Source organism: Rummeliibacillus sp. POC4, from assembly GCF_003576525.1.
In the GTDB taxonomy this organism is placed as follows: domain Bacteria; phylum Bacillota; class Bacilli; order Bacillales_A; family Planococcaceae; genus Rummeliibacillus.
Map to the genome: position 1 here is coordinate 46,269 of NZ_QWUA01000002.1, position 23,698 is coordinate 69,966.

Genomic DNA, 23,698 nt, shown 5'->3' on the forward strand with positions numbered 1-23,698 from the left:
TTAAAATAAAACGGTAAGGTGGTGAAATACCAGTGGCATCATTACGCGAAGTAAAACAACGTATTAAATCTACAACTAGTACAAGTAAAATTACGAACGCAATGCAACTCGTGTCATCTTCAAAAATGTCACGTGCTGAAGCAAATGCTAAAGCATACGTTCCATATATGAATAAGATTCAAGATGTTGTTGCAGCAATCGCTTCAGGAACTCAAGATGGCGCACATCCAATGTTAGTCTCTCGTCCTGTAAAAAAATCTGCTTACCTTGTGATCGCTTCAGATCGTGGTTTAGCAGGTGCATACAACTCAAATGTTATTCGTAAAGCACTTGATGGAATGGAAAGTCGTAACCAATCAAAAGATGACGTCGTTATTTTTGCGGTTGGTCGAGTTGTTCGTGATTTCTTTAAAAAACAAGGTTTTAACGTAGTTGATGAAGAAATTGGTTTACCTGACCAACCTTCATTTTCAGATATTAAACAAATTGCTCGTAAAGCTGTTGGTATGTTCACAGATGGTACTTATGATGAACTTTATATGTACTACAGTCACTTTATCAGTGCAATTTCTAACGAACCAACGGAGAAAAAAGTACTTCCAATTACTGATATTACTCCAACAAGCACAACATCAGCTTCTTATGAATTTGAGCCATCTGGCGAAGCAATTCTAGAAGTATTGTTACCACAATATGCGGAAAGCTTGATTTATGGTGCGTTATTAGACGGTAAAGCGAGTGAACATGCTTCACGTATGACAGCAATGAAGAGCGCTACAGATAACGCTCATGACTTAATAAATGACTTAACAATTCTGTATAACCGTGCACGTCAAGCGGCTATTACACAAGAAATTACCGAAATCGTTGGTGGAGCTGCGGCCTTAGAATAGGCCACTCCCTAACCTTTCTGTAATTAGTTTGATAGGAGGGAAATACAAGTATGAACACAGGACACGTTCTTCAAGTAATGGGTCCAGTTGTCGACGTACAATTCGATAACAACACATTACCAGAAATCAATAACGCGCTAACTGTAGAAATTAAACGTCCTAACGAAGACGCTGTAACACTTACTTTAGAAGTAGCTCTTCACTTAGGCGATAACGCTGTTCGTACCATCGCAATGTCATCAACAGATGGCTTACAACGTGGCGCAGTAGTAACTGACAAAGGTGCTGCAATCTCAGTACCAGTTGGTGAAGTAACATTAGGTCGTGTATTCAACGTATTAGGTGATACAATCGACTTAGCAGATCCAATTCCAGCAGAAGCTCGCCGTGATCCAATTCACCGTGAAGCTCCTACTTTCGAAGAACTTTCAACAAATGTTGAAGTACTTGAAACAGGTATTAAAGTAGTTGACTTATTAGCACCATATATCAAAGGTGGTAAAGTCGGACTATTCGGTGGTGCTGGTGTAGGTAAAACCGTATTAATCCAAGAACTTATCAATAACATCGCTCAAGGACACGGTGGTATTTCCGTATTCTCTGGTGTAGGTGAACGTACTCGTGAAGGGAACGACCTATTCTATGAAATGAGCGATTCAGGCGTTATTTCAAAAACAGCAATGGTATTCGGTCAAATGAATGAGCCACCAGGTGCTCGTATGCGTGTAGCATTAACTGGTCTTACAATGGCTGAATATTTCCGTGATGAAATGGGACAAGACGTTCTATTATTCATCGATAACATTTTCCGTTTCACTCAAGCAGGTTCTGAAGTATCTGCATTATTAGGTCGTATGCCTTCTGCCGTAGGTTACCAACCAACACTTGCAACTGAAATGGGTCGTTTACAAGAACGTATCACATCAACAAACAAAGGTTCTGTAACATCTATCCAAGCGGTATATGTACCAGCCGATGACTATACTGACCCGGCTCCAGCTACAACTTTCGCTCACTTAGACGCTACAACAAACCTTGAACGTAAACTTTCTGAAATGGGTATCTACCCTGCCGTTGACCCATTGGCTTCAACTTCTCGTGCATTGTCACCTGAAATTGTTGGTAAAGAACATTATGATGTTGCTCGTCAAGTACAAGCTACATTACAACGTTACAACGAATTACAAGATATTATCGCTATCTTAGGTATGGATGAATTATCTGATGAAGATAAATTGACTGTAGCACGTGCTCGTCGTATTCAATTCTTCTTATCTCAAAACTTCCACGTAGCTGAACAATTTACAGGTCAAAAAGGATCTTACGTACACGTAAAAGATACAGTTCGTGGCTTCAAAGAAATTCTTGAAGGTAAGTATGATAAATTACCTGAAGATGCATTCCGTCTTGTAGGTTCTATCGAAGAAGTTGTTGCTAAAGCAAAAGATATGGGCGTAGAACTTTAATACTAGGGACTTGGAGGAAAAAATATGAAGACGACTGTAGTCAACATTGTCACTCCCGACGGCCCAGTATACGATTCAGAAGTTAGCATGGTTATTGTGAAAACTGTAACTGGTGAAATGGGAATTCTGCCTGGACATATTCCAACAGTTGCTCCATTAGCAGTTAGTGCTGTTCGTCTTAAAAAAGACAATAACACTGAAGTTGTAGCAGTAAGCGGTGGCTTTGTTGAGATTCGTCCCGATAAAGTTACAATTTTAACTCCTTCTGCAGAAATTGCCGATGATATCGACATTGCTCGCGCAAAAGAAGCTGTTAAACGTGCAGAACAACGACTTCAAAGTAAGCAAGATAACATTGATTTCAAACGTGCAGAATTATCTTTAAAACGCGCGATGAATCGTATCAACGTTAAAGAGGGTAACATCTAAGTAATAGATGAATTTTAAAGCGAGCAGAATTTTATTTCTGCTCGCTTTTTTAAAAGAAAAAAGGGAGGACTCTATGGATTCAATAACAGCTTCTTTAGGACAAAATGCGTTAATTGGAATTTGTTCGCATATTTTCTTTATTGCAATAACATTTTATGCATTACAAGCAATCATGTATGAAAAAGTTTTTAAGAAAAATCATGTCTTTCAAATTCAGCTACTGTTAATTTTAGTAAGTATTGCTATCGGATCAACTGTGTCGAATTTCTTTATTGCCATTTCAACGTGGTCTAAACAATTACCATATTTATTTAATTAAATGTATTCTGTATGCAAAAGAAATAATGGCACAAACTTATTGTAGAAATTATTTCAGTATTAATCCATTTTATATTACAATAAAGTTATGTGCGTTTTTTGGTCGCATTATGTGTTTACATTATTCCTTTTGCATATAGAGTAACTAATTACCCAGGAAATATTTTGTTGAAACATGTTTAAATTTCTCAAGTATTGTTTTTCTTTAAGCGCAAATGGAAATTTATTAACACACTTCTAGTTTTTTAACGTAATATAGTATTACTATAGTTATTTATTTGTAGAAATCTAAAATAGTGTAATCGGTTCTTGTCAACAACATGAAAAAAAGGTATTATGAAAGTTGCTTTGTTACTAATTATTTACATTGAACAACTTAAAAAAAGAATTTTATGAGCTGAAATATAAGAAAGTTTATTTAGAATAAGTTCGGAGGGACATATTGTGGAGAAAATTGTTGTAAAAGGCGGCAAGGTTTTACACGGAAATGTAAAAGTAGAAGGAGCAAAAAATGCAGTTCTACCAATACTTGCAGCATCATTATTAGCATCTGAAGGAAAAAATATTATAAATAATGTACCGAACTTGGCAGACGTTTATACAATCGATGAGGTATTAAAAAGCTTAAATGTGGACCTTTCGTTTTCAAGCGCTGAAAATATTGTCGAAATCGACGCATCTGGACAGATTTCGTCAGAAGCTCAATTTGAATATGTACGTAAAATGCGTGCATCTATTTTAGTAATGGGACCACTTTTAGCACGTAATGGTTATGCACGTGTTGCAATGCCAGGTGGATGTGCAATTGGTTCACGACCAATTGATATTCATTTGAAAGGCTTTGAGTTAATGGGAGCGAAAATTTCTACAGGACATGGATATGTAGAAGCTTCAACAGAAGGCCGCTTAAAAGGTGCTAAAATTTATCTCGACTTTCCTAGTGTAGGTGCTACTGAGAATATTCTTACTGGTGCAGCATTAGCAGAAGGCACAACAATCATTGAAAATGCCGCAAAAGAACCTGAAATAGTGGATTTAGCAAACTTTATCAATGAAATGGGTGGTAAAGTAGTTGGTGCTGGAACAGATACGATTCGTATTGAAGGTGTCGAAAAATTACATGGTACAACACACTCAATTATCCCTGATCGAATCGAAGCTGGAACATTTATGATTGCTGCAGCGATTACAGGTGGCGATGTATTAATCGAAAATGCAGTTCCTGAGCATTTAACTGCGCTTGTTTCAAAAATGCGCGAAATGGGCGTCGAAATTGAAGAAGAAGCTGAAGGTTTACGTATCCGTGCAACTCATCCTTTGAAAGCAGTAGATATTAAAACTATGCCTCATCCTGGATTCCCTACAGATATGCAATCACAAATGATGGCACTAATGCTAGTAGCACAAGGTGCAAGCGTCATTACAGAAACTGTTTTTGAAAATCGATTTATGCATGTTGAAGAATTCCGTCGTATGAATGCAAATGCGAAAATTGACGGACGTTCTGTTATTATTGATGGACCATGTAAGTTACAAGGTGCCGAAGTTGCGGCAACCGACTTACGTGCAGCTGCTGCATTAATTCTCGCTGGATTAGTTGCAGAAGGCGTTACACGTGTTTCAGAGCTAAGACATTTAGATCGTGGATATGTTAATTTCCACAAAAAGCTAGCTTCACTAGGTGCAGAAATTGAACGAATTTCATCAGAAGAAGTATTTGAAAAAGAACTTCAAACAAACTGATTTTTCGTTAATATGGGACCCACTACATACATATGCATGTAGTGGGTTTTTATATGCTTAAAAAGAAAATCTTTTCAAAAAAATCATAAAAAGCAATGCAATCTCATATTCATAGATTATGAAAAAAATACATCTCTATATTCTACTTATTATCGCCGTTTTATTCATATTGCCAACTTTTTTAAACAAGGACAAGGAGACCAAATCCATTCCATCCTCAGAAGCTGCAGGAAAACAGACTCAGGGGAAGGAAAATACAGTAAAGGACGATGAATGTAATATTCAAATTCAGATTCAAGGAAAAAAAGAAACGTATTCACTTGAAGAGTACCTAGTAGGGGTTTTAGCTGCAGAAATGCCTGCTTCTTTCCCTCTTGAAGCCTTAAAGGCACAAGCTATCGCCTCCCGAACGTTCGCTTTAAAACGTACCAATTTTGGTGAAAATGCGATAGAGCCAAATGTATCAGCTCAAGCATTTGCCAACAAAGAGCAAAGAAAAAAGGGCTGGGGAAAAACTTTTAAGAAAAATGAAAAGAAAATAAGAAAAGCAGTAAAAGAAACAAAAGGACAAGTATTAGTTTATGAAGATGAACTAATTACAGCTATGTTCTTTTCAACAAGTAATGGACAAACAGAAAGTGCAAAAAGTTATAGTGGTCACGCCATTCCTTATCTTCAATCGGTCTCTGTTCCTACAAATGAAAAAGAATCACCAAGATATCACACAACTTATAATTTCACACTTCAACAATGGAATGCAGCCTTCAATGAGACATGGACAAAATCACAAATACAAAATATGAAAATCTCTCATAATAGTTCTGGAAGAGTTGAAACCATTAAATCTGGAGACTATAAGTGGTCTGGTAGAGAAGTACGCCAAAAACTGCAATTAGCGTCAACAGACTTCACGATTAAATGGAATACGGACAAAAATACGATTCAAGTAAAAACAACCGGATACGGCCACGGAGTAGGGATGAGTCAATATGGTGCCAAGGCACTCGCAGAAAAGGGGGCAGGTGTAAAAGAGATCCTTCATCATTTCTATCAACACGTAAAAATAGAAAAACTAAAAAAATCTTCTTCTCTATGTTTAAACTCTCAAGCTATTGACAACAATAGCAAATGAGGTGATGAAAATGAGAGAGGAAAATAAGAATAAACCTACTCCAAAAAAAGGAAATGTTACAAAACAGCGCTGGTTTTGGCCGGTAATTTACGCAAGCTTTTCGATTCTACTAGTCGCAGGTGTTTGGGGTTATTCGGCATTAACGAACTCTTCAAATGAGACAGGCACTAAGAAAATAACAGTTTCAAAAGAAGAGACTCCATCTGTAGAGACAAACGCAAAAGCCGAATCTATGAAGTATCCATTTAAAGAAGCACTCTTAAAAGATGCAAAAGTAATTCAGGACTACTACGATGTTGAGGCAAGTGAAGAATCTAGAGAAGGTGCCCTACTTGTATTTAACCAAACGTTTACAACAAGTGATGGTATTGCCATCTCAGTTAACGGTGAGGGCTTCGATGTTCTTGCTGCACTTAGCGGAACAGTAGAAGAAGTAAAAGACGACTCGTTTATTGGAAATGAAGTTACAATATCTCATTCTAATGGTATGACTACAAAGTACAGTTCTGTTGGTGATATCAAAGTTAAAAAAGGGGATAAAGTAGAACAAGGACAAACACTTGGTAAAGCAATTTCCAACGAATACAATCCAACTGCTGGAACACATCTTTACTTTGAAGTAATGCAAGAAGGTAAACTTATCAATCCAAAAAGCTTACTTGCTTTTTAGATAATTCTGACGACTAGGTTCTAAGTATAAGGTTTTAGACATAAGGTGAAGAAACGTTCGTACATTGTGGAAAGGAAGAGAATGTGCACGAACATATTCGCAATCGATGTCTAAAACTTGGTTTAATGCTTAAAGAGTCGCAACAGACTGTGAGAGCCTTAGCGCAAAAAACAGGTTACTCCAAGAGTACCATCCATAAGGATCTTACAGAAAGATTGTCACAAGTAAACGAGGAGTTAGCAAAAGAGGTAAGTGAAATACTGGCTTACCACAAATCCATCCGTCATATTCGCGGAGGAGAGGCAACACGCCAAAAATGGCTTTCTCGTAATGCAGAAAAAAAGACACCCTCGCATTTAGAATAGTGAGGGTGTCTTTTTTGTCTTTTATTTTAAAAGAAGATTGCTAACGACAGTACTGAAATATTATATGTATGGGAATAATAAGTAAAAAGGCATATTTTATATATATAAATGCCTATATATTAAGGAAATATTAGATGTAATTAAATCAATGCTATGTTAAAATATTCTAGATACATATCGAATTTTTTAAGTAAGAATTGATAAGGAATGAAAGGGGAAAAAACATGTTTTCTAAAGATATTGGGATCGATTTAGGAACAGCAAATGTATTGATCCATTTAAAAGGTAAAGGAATCGTGTTAAACGAACCATCTGTTGTTGCAATCGATAAAAATACAAATAAAGTACTAGCTGTTGGAGAAGAAGCACGTAAGATGGTCGGTAGAACACCTGGGAACATAATCGCTATTCGCCCATTAAAAGATGGCGTTATTGCCGATTTTGACGTAACAGAATCCATGTTAAGATACTTTATCAATAAATTAAATATCTCTGGTATTATGTCAAAACCACGTATATTAATATGTTGCCCAACTAATATCACGAGTGTAGAGCAAAAAGCTATTCGTGAAGCAGCTGAAAAGTCAGGCGGACGAAATGTCTTCTTAGAAGAAGAGCCAAAAGTAGCAGCGATTGGCGCAGGAATGGATATATTCCAACCAAGCGGAAATATGGTAATCGATATTGGTGGTGGTACTACTGACGTAGCGGTATTGTCAATGGGTGATATCGTAACATCTGAATCCATCAAAGTCGCTGGTGACTTACTTGATAATGATATTTTGCAATATATTAAAAAAGAGTACAAGCTCTTAATAGGCGAACGTACTGCAGAGAATATCAAAATTCAAATTGGTACCGTCTATCCTGAAGAACGAGATGAAAGCATGGAAATTCGCGGACGAGATCTCGTTACAGGATTACCACGTATAATCGAAATTCATTCGCATGAAATTGAAAAAGCATTACATGAATCTGTTTCACTTATCGTGCAATCTGCAAAAAATGTTCTTGAAAAGACACCACCAGAATTATCAGCGGATATTATTGATCGCGGTGTAATGGTTACAGGTGGTGGTGCTTTACTTCATGGCTTAGATCATTTATTAACAGATGAACTAAAAGTACCGGTCTTTATCGCAGAAAATCCTATGAACTGTGTAGCTGTTGGAACAGGCGTATTGTTAGAAAATATTGATAAAACACCAAAGAGTCGAAAAAAATAACCGAAATAAAATAAGAATATAAATCTTATTTTATTGAAAGGATGAAAGCGATGTTTCGTGGATTTTATACAGTTGCTTCAGGAATGATTGCACAACAGCGTCGTACTGAACTTTTATCAAACAATATCGCAAATGCAAACACACCTGGTTATAAAGCAGATCAATCTACCATCCGCTCATTTCCCAATATGTTATTATCGCGTATTACAAAAAGTGGAACTGCTAATGTAGAAAACGGCTTTGAAGGTAGTTCATCTAAACAAATTGGTGCACTTGGAACAGGTGTTTATATGCAAGAAACATTACCAGATTATTCACAAGGACAAATTACTGAAACAGAGATTCCAACAGATGTAGCACTAGTAAATGGTAACTTACCAGTGAACGGTGAAACAGGAAAGCCTGGCGCTGTTTTTTACCGTCTTCAAAATCCAACAGGCGGAGAAGCGTACACCCGTAATGGCAACTTCACAATTGATGCTGCAGGTAATTTAGTGAATGCTCAAGGGTATTATGTACTGTCAGATCAAGGCAAGAAAATTACACTACAAAGTGAAGATTTCCAAATTACAGAAGACGGCTCAATTATGGAAAATGGGCAACAGGTAGCACTCTTAGGCGTATCTTATTCAGCACAACCAGATACATTGGCAAAGCGTGATACTGGATTATACTACACAAGTGATGGACAACCACTTCCATCCGCTTATAACGTAAATAATGTTAGCTTTTCTGTAAAACAAGGTTACACAGAACGTTCGAACGTTGATGCAGCTCGTACAATGACCGATATGATGACCGCTTATAGGGCCTTTGAAGCAAACCAAAAAATACTACAAGCGTACGATAAAAGTATGGATAAAGCTGCAAACGAAATTGGCAAAGTATAATATCTACTCTGCTAAAACAGCAAGCTAGTACCGTAGATTTAGTATTTTGGGTTACTTAGGAGGTTTACGTAAATGATACGTACAATGATTTCGGCTTCAAATACAATGTCACAACTACAACAACAGTTGGATACAATCGGTAACAATATGGCAAATAGCAATACACATGGCTTCAAAGCAAAGGAAGCTAAATTTGGCGAATTGCTATACCAAGAATTTAAAAACGATGAAGAAGACAAAACAAAGCGACAATCACCAGTCGGTATTCGTATAGGTGTGGGAGCTCGTTTAGCTCAGGCACAATTGAATACAAAACAAGGTGGCCTTCAACAAACAAATCGTGCACTCGACTTTGCATTTACAAAAGAAAACCAATATTTTAATGTGTTGATGCCAGATGGTAAAAATGGCACAAAAACAGCTTATACAAGACAAGGCGACTTTTATCTTTCGCCTATAAAAAACGGTAATGTAATGCTAGTCAATACAGATGGCTATCCAGTAACAGATGCCAATGGTAATGCCATCGTGTTGAAAGATGGGGCAAAAGACTTTGCTGTTTCGGAGGACGGAACGCTAAATGTTCAGTATAATAATAATACAAGCGTCAAAATTGAAATGGGTATCACACAGATTAAAAAGCCTCAATTGATGGAACATATATCTGATACATATATTGGATTGCCTAATAATTTTAATCAATTGGGTGTTACAAGAGCTGATGTTTTGCAAAACTTACAAGGTGCAAATCGTACACAAATAGGTATGCAAAATGGTAGCCTTGAAATGTCTAACGTAGATATTTCAAAAGAAATGACAGAACTTATTAATACTCAACGCTCTTATCAATTCAACGCTCGAACGATAACGATGGCCGATCAAATGATGGGACTAGTTAACGGAATAAGATAAGTAATTGTTTATAGAGGAGATTATGTAATGACAAATAATTCAACTGAACAGAGAACTGAAAAACCAACACCGCAACCGCGTACTCGCAGAGAAGCAAAGCAAAATAAAGAACTTGCTGATGAACGTATAGGTGGAAAATGGATCTCATCAAGCCTTTTTTCAATCAGTCTCCGAATCATCATTGTAGTTGTATTACTTGTCATTGCAGCATTTGCTGGTTCGGCGATTGGTTATGGTGTCATTGGTGATGGGAATCCGCTAAGCGTACTAAACCCAGCAACATGGCAACATATGCTTGATATTATGAATGGCAAACAATCCTAATAAGCAATAGGGGGAAGAAAATGCTAACTGTAGATCAAATTCAAAAAATACTTCCGCATCGTTATCCTTTTCTTTTAGTGGACCGTATTATTGAAATCGAAGAGGGGAAACGAGCTGTAGGTATTAAAAACGTTTCTATAAACGAACCATTTTTCACTGGCCATTTCCCTGGATATCCAGTAATGCCAGGTGTACTAATTATTGAGGCAATGGCGCAAGTTGGTGGGGTAGCACTACTAAAATCGGAAAAATTCCAAGGCCATTTAGCGTTTCTAACAGGTGTTGATAACGCACGCTTTAAACGCCAAGTAACACCAGGAGATCAACTTCATATTGAAGTTGAGTTTACAAAACTTCGCGGTGTTATGGGAAAAGGTCATGGTAAAGTAACAGTAGATGGTGAGCTTGTGAGCGAAGCAGATATTCTTTTTGCAATTGGACCAGCTCAACAAAACGAAGACTAATAAATGATACCGTTTCGAACATACTAAGTTTGAAGCGGTTTTTTATTTGGCAAGATTAAATGTTGAAATTTGTTCTTATAATGATGCCCATAATAACTAAAATCATTTATCAATTTTCAGGATAGTTTCATTTTTTTCGCGCATCCTATTTTTTGAATCGCACACAGCGTGTAGTGATTTAAAAAATATGATGGAAGGAGGAAATAAAAATGTGGAAGCAGTCAGCTGCGATCTTACTTTTTTCCGGACTTTTATTGGTAGGATGTAACAATAAAGCCGTCGAGGATACTCGTACAGAAACACCTATGGAAGATACAAATAGAGGTGTTAACGAAGGTGTTACTGATGATGGCATCACTAATGATGGTGTAAATGATAGTGTGAATCATCCTGTTGAACGAGGTATCAACGAAGGTGTCAATGACATTGAAAATGGCGTCAATGATGTAACAGATGACGTTAAACGTGGTGTCAATGATGTTACTGATAATAACGGCGTAATGGATAATAACAAAAGATAAAAAAACTTAGCATATCCAATCTAGGATATGCTAAGTTTTTATTTTTTGGTTTGAGTCGAACTCTTTAATCGCGGTCTCGTTCGCATATCGGATTTGAATTTTTCAAGAAGCTCATTTCCCTTTAATCCTTGTTCAACAAGTTCTAAAAGTAATTGTTCGGCGTATTGACGTCGACCTGAATTTAAAGTTCCCTTTAATAATACCGAAACATGCTTATGATCTGGCATTTCGATGATGTCTTGAACAACTACTCGAAAAGTTGCAGGCTCATTATCTGGATAAGAAATTACAGCACGTACATTTAAAATAGTATCTGTCCCTTTATAAGGGGCAAAGTCAGTGGCATATTGTCGATCTATATACATCTCTAAAATCCAAGATTTATGACTACTCTCTTGATTAATAATGATTCCATCGGTTAGTGGGTAGGATTGTAATTTTTCATCTTTCAATAGTTCCAACGACAACATTTTAAATGTCTTCACTGAATGAACTCACCTAGCTTTCGACCAATTTTTTTAATAATTATAACATATAAAAAATTAGCTAAAATAGTATTTTGCATAGTTTTTGTAAATTAAGAAACCTAATAATGGCGCAATTTACAACAAAATGTGTGCTTTTAAAACGCAATTTTGTACATAAAAAGAAGTACAAAATCATTATTTCGCCATTTTGCGCAAAATACGCAATGTCATTATGATATGGATAAGTTAGAAGAAAGGAGGTGACAGCTTGAACCAAGTTGCCCTTGTTGGACGGATTACAAAAGATCCGGAATTACGACAATTATCAGAAGGGAGGGTGCAAACCAGTTTTATCATAGCAGTCAATCGAAATTACAAAAATGCTCATGGAGAGATTGATGCAGATTTCGTCCCATGCTCTGTTTGGGGTAAACTAGCTACAAATGTAGTGAAGTATTGCGGTAAAGGCTCACTAATTGGGGTTGGAGGCCGACTGCAAACAAGGTCCTACGAGCGTGATGATGGAAAAAGAGTCTTTGTCGTTGAAGTAGTTGCTGAAGAGATACGCTTTTTAGCATTAAAAGAACGTGAGGATAAAGGTGTTCAAAAAACATCAGAACAAAAAGAACAGACAACTTTGCAAACAACATCTGGGCAATCTCAAGAAATTCCAGAAGGTTTTGTATTACCAAAAGAAGAAGCAAGTTTACCAATAGGATAAAGTAATCATATCCTATCAAATTCTAATGTTTGTCAGAAACATAGTTAGTACAGCAAATCCTACTGGAAAGACCGCGCCAATAGGTTTGATGAATTGATCCAAATAAATTAACCAATCGATCATCCTATGGAACAATTCAAAAATTGCTGTATAAATAACAAAATTCGTTATGTACAGCATACATAACGAAAATATGTAGTTGTAATATAAGAGAATAGTATATTTGGGGATATACTATTCAAGATGAAAAGGCGTTTTAAAACTTTGTCTATGGGGTAACAAGCGGATGAAGTCATCATAGCATGACTTTATCTGTACATAATCGCTTAATCAATGATGATAGAAGAGTGTTTTAAATGTGGCTATAAACAATCTCTTTAAACAAAAAAGTAGTTGAATAAGGAATATGATTCCCATTCAACTACTTTCCTTCTAAAAGTTAAAAGATAACAAATCCATAATTTCTTCGTCTTTTAATTCTGTGATCCATTGACTGGATTGAATTAGTTCTTCTGATAGTGCTTGTTTTTCAGACAGCAAAGTATCAATTTTCTCTTCGATAGTTCCTGTCGTAATAAATTTATGAACATGGACAAATTGCGTTTGCCCAATACGGTATGCACGGTCAGTTGCCTGGTTTTCAACAGCTGGATTCCACCAACGATCGGCATGAAGGACATGGTTTGCCGCAGTTAAGTTCAGACCAGTACCTCCAGCTTTTAATGATAGGATGAATATAGGGAATTCTCCTTTTTGGAATGATTCCACGAAATAATCACGCTGCTGTTTCGGCATACTACCTGTCAAAAATGGTACATCAATATCATATAGCTCAGATAAACAATGTTGTAGTAGATGACCCATTCCAATATATTGTGTGAAGATTAAACACTGTTCTTGATTGTTGGCGATATCAGATGCAAGTGAGACAATTCGCTCTAGTTTCTCTGAACGGCTAAGCATCTCTTTAGCCCCTTCGAATGGTTCTTTTAAATAGAGGGCAGGGTGATTACAAAGCTGTTTTAACTTACTAAGCATTTTCAAGATAAGACCTTTTCGTTCAAACCCAGATAATGTCTGCAACTTTTGCATCGTTTCTTGTATAAAACTTTCATAAAGAACAGCCTGTTCCTCAGTTAGTGGACAATACTCTCTTTGCTCAAGTTTGTCAGGTAAATTCAACATAAGAGCAGGATCTCGTTTTGTACGACGCAATAAGAACGGTTGAATTTTCTTTCGTAATCGTTCTTTATGGCTTTCTGATTCATCGCGTTCAATTGGAGCAATATATTCTTCTTGGAAGCGAGAAAAACTACCTAAATAACCTCTATAGATAAAGTCGAAAATAGCCCAAAGCTCTGATAATCGGTTCTCAACAGGTGTTCCTGTTAAAGCTATATTATGTCGGCCATGAAGCCTTCTGATAGCCTTAGATTGTTTCGTATGCATATTTTTAATATTTTGGGCCTCATCAAGAGTAATATTCGTCCAATCATGATTTTCAAGCATATCGACATCTTGTGTAATCGTCCCGTACGTAGACAAGACAACTTGAGGTCGTTCTTTATCTATAAATTTATCAAAAGCGACATCCTTTAAACGGTTTGAACCATAATGTAAATATACCTTTAAAGAAGGAGCAAAACGCTCTAATTCCTTTTGCCAGTTTCCAAGTACAGATGTAGGGCAAATGATAAGTGTAGGCGGAGCATCATTTTCATGATCATATACATGAAGTAAGTAAGATATCAGCTGAACGGTTTTGCCAAGCCCCATATCATCAGCTAAGCAAGCTCCAAAGTTTTGATCACGCATAAAGACTAACCATTCAAATCCTTCTTGTTGATAAGGACGCAAAGAAGCTTGTAAATGATCAGAAACTTTAATAGCAGGCATACCCTTCTTATCAACCAACGTTTGTACATAGTCACGAAGAGATTGTTGCATTTCAAATTGGAAGAAAGGATCATCTCGGTCATCATCTTCCTCTTCTTCATCTGGAATAGTAAGCTCCTCTGGTAACTCTTGGAATAATAAATCTTTAACTGTCCAATTTTCATTTTCTGCTCGATCCATCAATTTTTGAATTTCTTGCATCCAAGCAGCGTCGACTTTTACCCATTCAGTACCAGCTCGTATAAACTCACGATTATCATTCACCATTTGTTGGAACTGTTCAACTGAAATCTCTTGACCATTTAACGAAAGCTTCCAATCAAACGTTAAAATCTCTTGTAAACCAGCAGCAGACTTATAATTAGAGGCAGTATTTGCACTGGCACGAACTTTAATACGAGAATCTTTGAGATCCTTGAGCCATCCGGGAAGTACAATCTCAAAGCCTAGAGCTTGTAGACGAGCAAAATCTATGCGCAAAAATTCTCGTACTTCAGGATCTTTCAAGTTTACAGAAAGAAAATATTCTGCACTGACGTCTTTCATATAATCATGACTACGCAATAACCCAATTACTTGTTGTTGAAGTTGCTTAATCCCTTCTGCTTGTTGGACCCATTTTTCGGGTAATGCATTTTCAATTGGGAGTCTTCTTTTTCGCATAGGTGGAGCCCAATAGTTAGCACTTTTTTTATTTCGAATAACGGTCTCAAGGAACCACTCTTCTTGATTTTCTCCGGGTTCCCGTAAACGTAAGCCAACAAACACTGCATCATCAACTTTTTTCGGCTTAATCGGCCAACCGCCATTGCGGAAGAAAGGAAGGAGAGAAGGTAAATCATGTATAGTTAATCCTGCTCCTAATAGCTTTTGAATAATCGCCATTTGCAGTAGTTCTTTCACCTGATCATCGATTGATAAATCGATTGTAAAATCATCTTCTCCAACAGAGATATTTTTCCACAGATCTTTGCTATACCAATATTTAGAAGCATTAGCAGAAGCGTTTAACCAATTATTTGAGTTTTCATCAATGCCAACGTACGAAATGAATGGATGTTTATTTTCATCTGAAAACAATTCCACCATTTCAAGTGGTGAAAGGCTAATAGTATACGATGTATGATTTGCTGTAAGACCATAAAAAGCAGGTTCGTATTGAAAGAAAAGAAAGGATAGCCATTCAGTTGCAAGTAATGGCGAACCATTCTGATCGTGTGCTTGCAAAGAAAAGGATTGTCCGGATTCAGTTTCTACACTAAGAGAGATTGTTTTTAAAAAAGTATCCGGTACTGTTGCATTCATAGTCATAGCTTCAAGTTTCCTTTCTCAATTTCTTCTTGTAATGCACGAAGACGTTTATATTGTTGACGTGTTTGATCGACATAATCATTCCAAAACTCCGTTTTACCACTTTTCTTTGCAGCAGCCTTCATCTTCTTCCAAACACGTACAGCTTGTTTATAATGTTGACGTGATTTTTGATTTAACTCATTCATAGCAAGTGCATGATAAAGCGGCAGAAGTACCTCAGGTTTTTCTTCTAATACCGTTTTTAATCCACACAGCTCCAAATAGGCAAGCGAAGAAGGAAAACGATGATGAAGTGCGGTCCATTCAGTAAAGCGACCACGTTCTATTAAAAACAGAGAATAAGGTTGCATACCGTACATACCTGAAGCTGAAAATAAAACTTCTGCTTCTTCGTCATTAAGATGAACTTTTGAACATAATTTATTGAAAGCATTCACAAATGCTGAGCGATATCGGGTTGATAGCCAACTATTGATGAATGAGTTTAAATAAGGAAGCATTGCACGTACAATCATGGAAAGCGCTTGGTCATCTTCGTTGCGGTCTGCAAATCTTGCTAAATCCATCCATATAAGCATATCCGCTTCATTTAAATCGATAAGCTTTTGTTCAAGTTGATCGTATTTTTTTAACATGATTAAGAACATCGATTCAATACTTTCAACTTTAACATCATCAGCAATATGTCGATCATTCTTGATCAAAGCTAGTTCTGTTTCTCGACGGGATTTCTCATTAAACATAGATTCCCAGAAAAACGTATAGATGTATAACCTTTGTTCAAAGTAGCCTTTTTGGTGTAACAAAAAATAATTGACTATTTTTTGCAATGTATCATAGAAAGGGTCTGTCGCAAAAAGACGAGGTTTTGAAGAAGTTAAGCGAATAAAATCCTTCACTTTTTCTGCTTCATGTTCTATAAAATTATTGTAATATGTTTTATAAGATTCGTTTGTCGGATGCAGATGTTTCCATGTGTGAGATAACAAAGCAATATGCGTAAATAATTTATATAAGCTTTGCCATTCACGCTCAAGCGGAGTATGCTGGAAAATTTGTCGTTGCATATCAGCGAAAATACTCTCAACTAAATATGGATTCATAACAGGTTGACTGTACAAATTGCTCTTATAAACATTCTGAACTAAACGCAACCAAGCTTCTGGAGATCGCTCATCTTTTAACAAATTCATCTGAGCTGATTTTTTCGCCCGAAATCCTTCAAGCCATGTTGATAAAGAATCAATATATTGATATAGAACAAACAAAGCCGCCAGTTTATGACGGCACCAATGTTCTTTTGGACAATCACAAGTTAGACTGTCAGAATTTATTTGAAATGTCACGTTCGTCGGTGTTGCGTCTTGAACTACAAAAGAAATGACATTACGTTCTTCACTATAAGTAGTAATCTTTACATAGTTATGACGAGCTAAAAAAGCAGCACGTCTGACTAACTCGTCATCTTCACTATTTGTTGTATGAAGATCTAAACTAATTTGAGCCATTTGATTACGAATAAAATCCTCGTAACGTTTGGCAATATCAGAAATATTCGTATTCATATCATCGCTCCTGCAAAAAAACTTTCCTTTCATTATAAATCTTTTTCATACTATTCGTAAATGTAAAAGGAAGTTTTTCAATACAAAGTCATGTAACGTTGTTTTAATTTGCTGAAAACAGCAGAAAAGTTCTGAAAAGACGACAAATATTTTAGTGTCATTTAAGAGTGTTTAATGATACTATATTAATAATCAGAATATTCCTTCGAAGGAGGGGGCCTATGTTAGAAGTAAAAAGAATGGAACCTTTCTACACGAAACGAGATGGTGCTCGCCTGAAAATGGTCTTTGCTTACCAATACTTCTCTATTATTAAGGATGAGGAATTATTCCATTTCATCCCTGTAGAAGGAAAGGAAATAGTGATTAATCTATCATCATTACAAATTGAAAACCTATCTGAAGTTTTCGTATTCCAAAAGGGCAGCCGTTTCATACGTCTACCTTTGTATCAATTATTACTTGTTTCAAATATTCACGATCACCTAGAACTAATTTTAGATGAACTGCAATTGAAACGTGGTGAACAGCTTTTAGAGGCACCATCAGAATTGGATATACTCATAAAAGAACTGGAAGATTCCAATCGCTTACGGTTGATCGATGAAGCTTTAGAACAACGCGATGAAGAGTTATTTTACACACTTGCAAAAGATTTAAAACCTATGGAGGACTTAAGAAATTGAATACGCAACACTCTTAAAAAGCACCTATTCATTGCTAAATGACTAGGTGCTTTTGACGTGCAGCTAGATAATTCGATAATCCCATCGCACAATAAAGATAATATGCACCTTCCACAACAAATTATCCCTCTTATATAAAATTTTCACTTAGAAATTAATGAGAAAACGCATTAATCTAATCTAACGAATCCAGAAAAAAACAAATAGCACGAGAAACAAAACCGCCATACTTCCTCCATAAATCCAAATCACCGCATCAAAAAAATCCAGCCCTAAGCGTCTCCATAACCTCCTCATCATCATCCCCCAATTTCTTTTCATCCTTACCCAAACATATGCAAGGCTAAACATTAATGACAGTAAATAGATGAATCTAAGGAAGATTATGTACTCTAATCCAAACTTTTTACGAATCAAACCCATAACTAAATGACTAAATCTAATTTAACTGTTTGGCACTTATTTTAAATTGAGACATATAGACACAAGTACATACAAAAGTACATATATAGAAAATTCATCCTATAAATAAGAAAATTTATAACACATAAATGGACCTATGCGGATAAAAAGAGTAGATATTCAATTTTTATATGAAAATAAATAACTAAATACAATTAGAGCTTGATATATAACAAATACCAAATCAAGAAAAATAACTTTATTGTCTAATAGCTAGAAATTGTTATAGTTATTTTTTACTGATTAGTAATTAAAATTTAAATATCCAAATGACATGCTTTTATCCTTTTTGGGTGTAATTATGCATTTTTTATTTTATGAATTATAAGGTTATTATATTTATCACTTTTAAAATCCCCATGAAACCAGTAATAACAGGCACTTTTAGTAGTTAGATTCGGTTTTCAATCCTCTAAATTAAATACTAAAGTCCCCCATGTGATTAGTAGAAAACAATTAATTTTGAAAATTCTAAAAACTTTCGACATAGACTAACAAAATTTTTGATTTTGTTAATATATAGTAACTTTAACAACTAGAGAATGTATCCACACCTTTGAATCTATTTACCTAAATGCCATTTGGGAAAGGGGGGAAAGGTGTTTTCTTTTTCTTTGGACTTATTAAGTTATCTTAAATTTTCTTACATCTAGAAAACGAGTAACACCCAAAAAATAGAGGGAGGAATGCGAATGGAAAGGAAAGGACGTTATGCTAAAGCATTGAGTCTTGCTACATCAGCACTTATGGCATTTTCGATGCTAACGCCCAACATTGCAGGAGCGAAAACAAATGAGATTCACTCATCATTCAGTGAGTCCAATCAAAATTCAATTGTTGTAAAAAACAAAGTAAGTAATAGTTTACTAGAGGATTTCAAAGATGATGAAAAACTAACTTTCTTGATTAAATTTAAAGACAAATCATCTGTCAACAAAGTAGCTACACAAGCTAGAAAAAGTGCAGAGAAGGACAACCTATCAGCACAACAAACGAAATTTGTGCAACGCTCTGCAGTAGTATCGGATTTAAAGGCGACATCTCTTGAATCACAAGAATCCGTAAAGCAATATCTTGAGAAAGAAGTTAAAAAGGGCAATGCAAAAGACATTGAGTCTTACTATATCGTAAATGGTATGGCTGTTACGGCTACAAAAGAGGTAGCAGAGAAGGTTGCAACTTTTGAGGAAGTAGAAAAAGTACTACCAAATGAAACACGCCAACTTTATACGACCAAGGTAAGTTCTGAAGAAGATCCATCATTTTTGAAAGTGAAGGATCTACCTAAAACGAAAAAAACTGCTGAAACAAAAGCAAAAAATGCAGTTGAAGAAAAAGCTAAAACTTCAAGTATTGAGTGGAATGTTGAACGTGTAAAAGCTCCAGAAGCTTGGGAGATGGGTATTGATGGTAGCGGTACGGTAGTCGCAAGTATTGATACTGGTGTTCAATGGGACCACCCTGCATTGAAAGAAAAGTATCGTGGGTACAATAAGGCTACTGGGCAAGTATCAAACGATTTTAACTGGTTTGATGCAACCTCAGCTGGACGAGCTACACCATACGATGATCTTGGACATGGAACACATGTAACAGGAACAATGGTCGGTAGCGAACCGAATGGCACCAACCAAATCGGTGTAGCACCCGGTGCAAAATTCATCTCCGTTAAAGCATTTACTTCTAATGGAGGAACAGATACAGACCTTTTAGAAGCAGCAGAATGGATTTTGGCGCCAACAGACTCAAGCGGTAACGCACGAGTAGATATGGCACCTGACGTAGTAAACAATTCATGGGGCGGCGGTCCTGGACTTGATGAATGGTACCGTGACGTTGTACGAAATTGGCGTGCAGCTGAAATTTTCCCAGAGTTCTCTGCAGGAAACACAACACTCACAAATCCAGGTGGAGCTGGTTCAGTAGCCGCACCAGCAAACTATCCTGAAAGTTTTGCAACAGGCGCAATTGATATCAATAACAAAGTAGCAAGCTTCTCATTACGTGGGCCATCACCGTATGACAAAATAAAACCAGATATCTCTGCTCCAGGAGTTAATATCCGTTCATCTGTACCAGGTAGCGTGTATGAAGGCGGATGGAATGGAACATCTATGGCTGGTCCAGCTGTTTCTGGTGTAGCAGCACTTCTTCGTCAAGTAAGTGCAAATTTAACTGTTGATGAGATGGAAGATATCTTACTCGAAACAGCAACACCATTAACAGACTCACAATATCCACAAACGCCAAACCATGGTTATGGATATGGATTAGTTGACGCTTACCAAGCAGTATCATCCATCGCTACTGGTCTAGGAACTATAGATGGACAAGTAACGAAGCAAGGTGAAGATGATGAAGCACCAGTCCTAAAACATACTGCACCAAAAGAAACTTATGCGGGTATGGATTTAGAGCTAACTGCAAGTGCGTCGGATAATATTAGCGTTGCATCTGTTGTTTTAAAATATAAAGATGCCAACGGTGATTGGAAAAATATCGAAGCACTCCGTAAATCTGGCGACTATAAATCAGGCGAATTCAGTGTGAAAGTCCCTGGCGAAAATGTTCCAGTTGGTGACTTCAAATATAAATGGGTTGTCAATGACTTTGGTAACAATGAAGTTGTAAGTGATGAGTACACTGTAAAAGTCAAACCAGGCATTACAGTAGGTTATTCTGAAGACTTAGAATCCCAACCAGTTGGATGGACATCATTTGGTAACCAAAATAGCTGGGAATGGGGTAAACCAACTTCTGGCCCAGGAAATGCTGCATCTGGCGAAAAAGTTTATGCTACTAACTTAGCAGGAAACTATGCGAACAGTATGAATGCAACATTAGTGATGCCACCAATCGATCTTCCAGAAGGAAATGCATTTTTACAATTTAAACAATGGTTTAATTTTGAAAAGTCTACTTCTGGTAGGGAATATGATTATGGCACAGTTTTCGTCTCAACAAACAATGAAGACTGGACACAACTAATGAGAGTTTCTGGCGCGTCGAATGGTTGGCTAGATGCTGAAGTAGACCTATCTGCATATGCTGGTCAACGTATTTATATTGGCTTTAATGGATTCTCAGATTCAAGTGTTCAAAAAGAAGGCTGGTATATTGATGACATAGCATTAACAGACAGTTCTCAAGCTAGTAAAGTATCAAAAGGTAAAGATAAGAAAACAGGTGTGATTGTTGTAAGTGGTAAAGGAAAAGACAAGAATTCTAAAAAAGAAGCGATTGATCCTAAAACTATTAAACCAACAAAACCTGAAAAAGAATCAGTTCCTGTTGAAGAAAAAGTTGTCAATCCAACACTTCTACCATTAGGAGCACAAGTAAGCATTTTAGAATCTAATCGTTCTGTATATTCAGATCCTGCTACAGGTTCATATTCATTGAAACATAGTACAGGAACATTTACAGCAAAAGCGGAAGCTTATGGATTCTCATCTAAACAGCAATCTGTAACAGTTGAAGCAGATGAAACATCAACGGCTAACTTCACATTACAAGAAATCGCTCAAAACACAGTAAGCGGTAAGATTACTGATGAGTCAACAGGTGAAGGAATCGAAGGCGCAACACTTCTGCTTAAAGAAGATGCAAATATTGCACCTGTAACAACAGATGCTGAAGGTAATTACTCTATTAAAGCTTATCATGGGGACTATACATTAAAAGTAGTTGCTCGTGGATACAATAGCCAAGAGTTTACTGTTTCAATCGGTGAAGAAGCAAAATCGAAGGATATTCAATTAAAACCATTCTACACTTACCCTGGTGGAGAAATTGGATACGATGATGGAACGGCTGAAAATGCACGTGCATTCAATGCAGCAGGTAATGCATGGGCAGTGAAAATGTCACTCCCAGAAAACGAAAAGCAAGGGATTGTAACAGATGGCGTATTCCGTTTCTGGGATACAACATGGCCAAACCCTGGTGGCACAGTATTTGAAGTAGAAGTATGGGATGCAACTGGTGCTGAAGGTACTCCAGGTAAAAAACTTGCAGGTCCAATTAATGCAACTGCTCTACGTAATGGCGAATGGACTGTTGTTGACTTAAGTGAGCACAATATCATTGTTAACGGCGACTTCTATATGGTATATCGCCAAACAAATGCAAATCCAAATGCTCCTGGCCTTGCAACAGATGAAGATGGCAAAAATGCGGAAAGAAGTTATCAAGCTGTTTCTGGCACATGGTCTAAATCACCAGCAGAAGAGGGTAACTATATGATTCGCGCACGCGTTAGCTATGAGGTGAATGCACCAGTTATCACTTCACCAGTAGCAGAGTCGGTAACAAGTGAATCTGCGGTTCAAGTTGAAGGGAAGGCTTCACCAACAACAGAAATCACCCTAAAACAAAATGGCAAAGAAGCTGGTAAAGTAGTTGTTGGCTCTGACGGTAAATTCTCAATCCCAGCTACACTAGTAGAAGGGGAGAACACGTTATCAGCAGTATCTAAACTGGCTGGTAAAGTAACTGGAGAATCTGAAGCGATTAAAGTAACTTTAGATACAGAAAATCCTACTTTGACTATCGACAGTCCACAAGATAGCTCAAAAACAAATCGTGAAACTGTAACAGTTGAAGGAACAATTGCTGATGCTAACCTTGACTGGGTTAAAGTAAACGGCAAAGAAGCCAAAGTATCAAACGGTAAATACTCTCTTCGTATCCTTTTAGATGAAGGTACTAATGAGATCAAAGTAGTGGCACAAGACAAAGCAAAAAATAAAGTAACGAAAAAAGTAACTGTAACTGCAGATTACACTGCACCAGTAATTGAAAACTTAACACCAGCAAAAGATCTTACATTGACAACTGGTAAAACAGTTAAAATCGTCTTTGATAGTGAGCCGGATGTGAAAGCAACATTCCTCATCCACATGCCATTAACAAACGTAAATGATACTGTATCAAACGCTACAGAACTCCCACTGACTGAAGAATCAGATGGTCATTATGTAGGATACTGGACTGTACCAGATGGAACTGTAGCAGACGGAGCAGTGATCGAAGTTAAAGCGGTCGACAGCTTCAAAAACGAAACACGTCAAAAAGCTGCTGGTAAACTGTATATTAATCTATCGAAATAACATAAAACTTACCCCTTTTAAATAATAGGAGATGTCATCTGTATTTTCAGATGGCATCTTTTTTTATGGCATAGCCCCATTCGTGCAAGAGAAAAAAAGGAATGTTTCAAAAGCTAACTTACC

Annotated in this window: 20 protein-coding genes; 17 read left to right on the forward strand and 3 right to left on the reverse strand. The window is 36.8% G+C overall.

All coding sequences use genetic code 11. The features are described 5' to 3' along the window. The first annotated feature begins 32 nt into the window (after positions 1-32). The 14 genes from atpG to D1606_RS00815 all read left to right on the forward strand — a co-directional run bounded on the left by atpG (position 33) and on the right by D1606_RS00815 (position 11,353). On the forward strand, positions 33-893 hold the full coding sequence (gene atpG / locus D1606_RS00750) for an ATP synthase F1 subunit gamma (protein WP_119414106.1): 861 nt from the start codon (positions 33-35) through the stop codon (positions 891-893). Between the two features lie 50 nt (positions 894-943). Further along, positions 944-2,359, forward strand: a complete 1,416-nt coding sequence (gene atpD, locus D1606_RS00755; protein WP_119414107.1) for a F0F1 ATP synthase subunit beta — start codon at positions 944-946, stop codon at positions 2,357-2,359. A gap of 24 nt (positions 2,360-2,383) precedes the next feature. Next, the gene (locus D1606_RS00760; RefSeq protein WP_119414108.1) at positions 2,384-2,788 is read left to right on the forward strand and encodes a F0F1 ATP synthase subunit epsilon; all 405 of its coding nucleotides are present in this window, start codon (positions 2,384-2,386) and stop codon (positions 2,786-2,788) included. A gap of 73 nt (positions 2,789-2,861) precedes the next feature. Next, positions 2,862-3,107 (forward strand): DUF1146 family protein, encoded by a 246-nt coding sequence (locus tag D1606_RS00765; protein ID WP_119414109.1) that lies wholly within the window; start codon positions 2,862-2,864, stop codon positions 3,105-3,107. A 443-nt stretch (positions 3,108-3,550) separates the two neighbouring features. Next, positions 3,551-4,849, forward strand: a complete 1,299-nt coding sequence (gene murA / locus D1606_RS00770) for a UDP-N-acetylglucosamine 1-carboxyvinyltransferase (protein WP_119414110.1) — start codon at positions 3,551-3,553, stop codon at positions 4,847-4,849. Positions 4,850-4,967: 118 nt separating this feature from the next. After that, on the forward strand, positions 4,968-5,981 hold the full coding sequence (spoIID, locus tag D1606_RS00775) for a stage II sporulation protein D (RefSeq protein ID WP_119414111.1): 1,014 nt from the start codon (positions 4,968-4,970) through the stop codon (positions 5,979-5,981). A 10-nt stretch (positions 5,982-5,991) separates the two neighbouring features. Further along, entirely contained in the window at positions 5,992-6,651 is a 660-nt protein-coding gene (locus D1606_RS00780) for a M23 family metallopeptidase (protein ID WP_119414112.1), read from the forward strand. Positions 6,652-6,734: 83 nt separating this feature from the next. Next, positions 6,735-7,016, forward strand: coding sequence for a sporulation transcriptional regulator SpoIIID (locus D1606_RS00785; protein WP_119414113.1), 282 nt, complete (start codon positions 6,735-6,737; stop codon positions 7,014-7,016). A 224-nt stretch (positions 7,017-7,240) separates the two neighbouring features. Then, complete coding sequence (gene mreB, locus D1606_RS00790) at positions 7,241-8,242, forward strand: rod shape-determining protein (protein ID WP_119414114.1); 1,002 nt, start codon at positions 7,241-7,243, stop codon at positions 8,240-8,242. A gap of 50 nt (positions 8,243-8,292) precedes the next feature. Further along, on the forward strand, positions 8,293-9,132 hold the full coding sequence (locus tag D1606_RS00795) for a flagellar hook-basal body protein (protein WP_119414115.1): 840 nt from the start codon (positions 8,293-8,295) through the stop codon (positions 9,130-9,132). A 72-nt stretch (positions 9,133-9,204) separates the two neighbouring features. After that, positions 9,205-10,044, forward strand: a complete 840-nt coding sequence (locus D1606_RS00800) for a flagellar hook-basal body protein (protein ID WP_119414116.1) — start codon at positions 9,205-9,207, stop codon at positions 10,042-10,044. Between the two features lie 27 nt (positions 10,045-10,071). Then, on the forward strand, positions 10,072-10,368 hold the full coding sequence (locus tag D1606_RS00805; protein ID WP_119414117.1) for a DNA-directed RNA polymerase subunit beta: 297 nt from the start codon (positions 10,072-10,074) through the stop codon (positions 10,366-10,368). Positions 10,369-10,388: 20 nt separating this feature from the next. Next, on the forward strand, positions 10,389-10,832 hold the full coding sequence (gene fabZ / locus D1606_RS00810; RefSeq protein WP_119414118.1) for a 3-hydroxyacyl-ACP dehydratase FabZ: 444 nt from the start codon (positions 10,389-10,391) through the stop codon (positions 10,830-10,832). A gap of 209 nt (positions 10,833-11,041) precedes the next feature. Next, positions 11,042-11,353, forward strand: coding sequence for a hypothetical protein (locus D1606_RS00815; RefSeq protein ID WP_119414119.1), 312 nt, complete (start codon positions 11,042-11,044; stop codon positions 11,351-11,353). Positions 11,354-11,391: 38 nt separating this feature from the next. Here D1606_RS00815 and D1606_RS00820 read toward each other — a convergent pair whose 3' ends face one another. Then, the gene (locus tag D1606_RS00820) at positions 11,392-11,838 is read right to left on the reverse strand and encodes a YwpF family protein (protein WP_119414120.1); all 447 of its coding nucleotides are present in this window, start codon (positions 11,836-11,838) and stop codon (positions 11,392-11,394) included. Between the two features lie 250 nt (positions 11,839-12,088). Here D1606_RS00820 and D1606_RS00825 point away from each other — a divergent pair, with 250 nt between their 5' ends. Beyond that, the gene (locus tag D1606_RS00825; RefSeq protein ID WP_119414121.1) at positions 12,089-12,541 is read left to right on the forward strand and encodes a single-stranded DNA-binding protein; all 453 of its coding nucleotides are present in this window, start codon (positions 12,089-12,091) and stop codon (positions 12,539-12,541) included. 432 nt (positions 12,542-12,973) lie between these two features. Here D1606_RS00825 and D1606_RS00830 read toward each other — a convergent pair whose 3' ends face one another. Continuing rightward, positions 12,974-15,748 carry a DEAD/DEAH box helicase gene (locus tag D1606_RS00830; protein ID WP_199670626.1) on the reverse strand — a complete coding sequence of 925 codons (2,775 nt, stop codon included), beginning with the start codon at positions 15,746-15,748 and terminating at the stop codon, positions 12,974-12,976. Next, positions 15,745-17,316 carry a hypothetical protein gene (locus D1606_RS00835; protein ID WP_119414122.1) on the reverse strand — a complete coding sequence of 524 codons (1,572 nt, stop codon included), beginning with the start codon at positions 17,314-17,316 and terminating at the stop codon, positions 15,745-15,747. Before D1606_RS00835 ends, D1606_RS00830 begins: the two co-directional genes overlap by 4 nt. A gap of 221 nt (positions 17,317-17,537) precedes the next feature. On the opposite strand from D1606_RS00835, the gene D1606_RS00840 reads away from it, so the two are divergent. After that, positions 17,538-18,002, forward strand: a complete 465-nt coding sequence (locus tag D1606_RS00840; RefSeq protein ID WP_119414123.1) for an IDEAL domain-containing protein — start codon at positions 17,538-17,540, stop codon at positions 18,000-18,002. A gap of 1,154 nt (positions 18,003-19,156) precedes the next feature. After that, positions 19,157-23,575 (forward strand): S8 family peptidase, encoded by a 4,419-nt coding sequence (locus D1606_RS00845; protein WP_199670628.1) that lies wholly within the window; start codon positions 19,157-19,159, stop codon positions 23,573-23,575. Positions 23,576-23,698 lie beyond the last annotated feature (123 nt).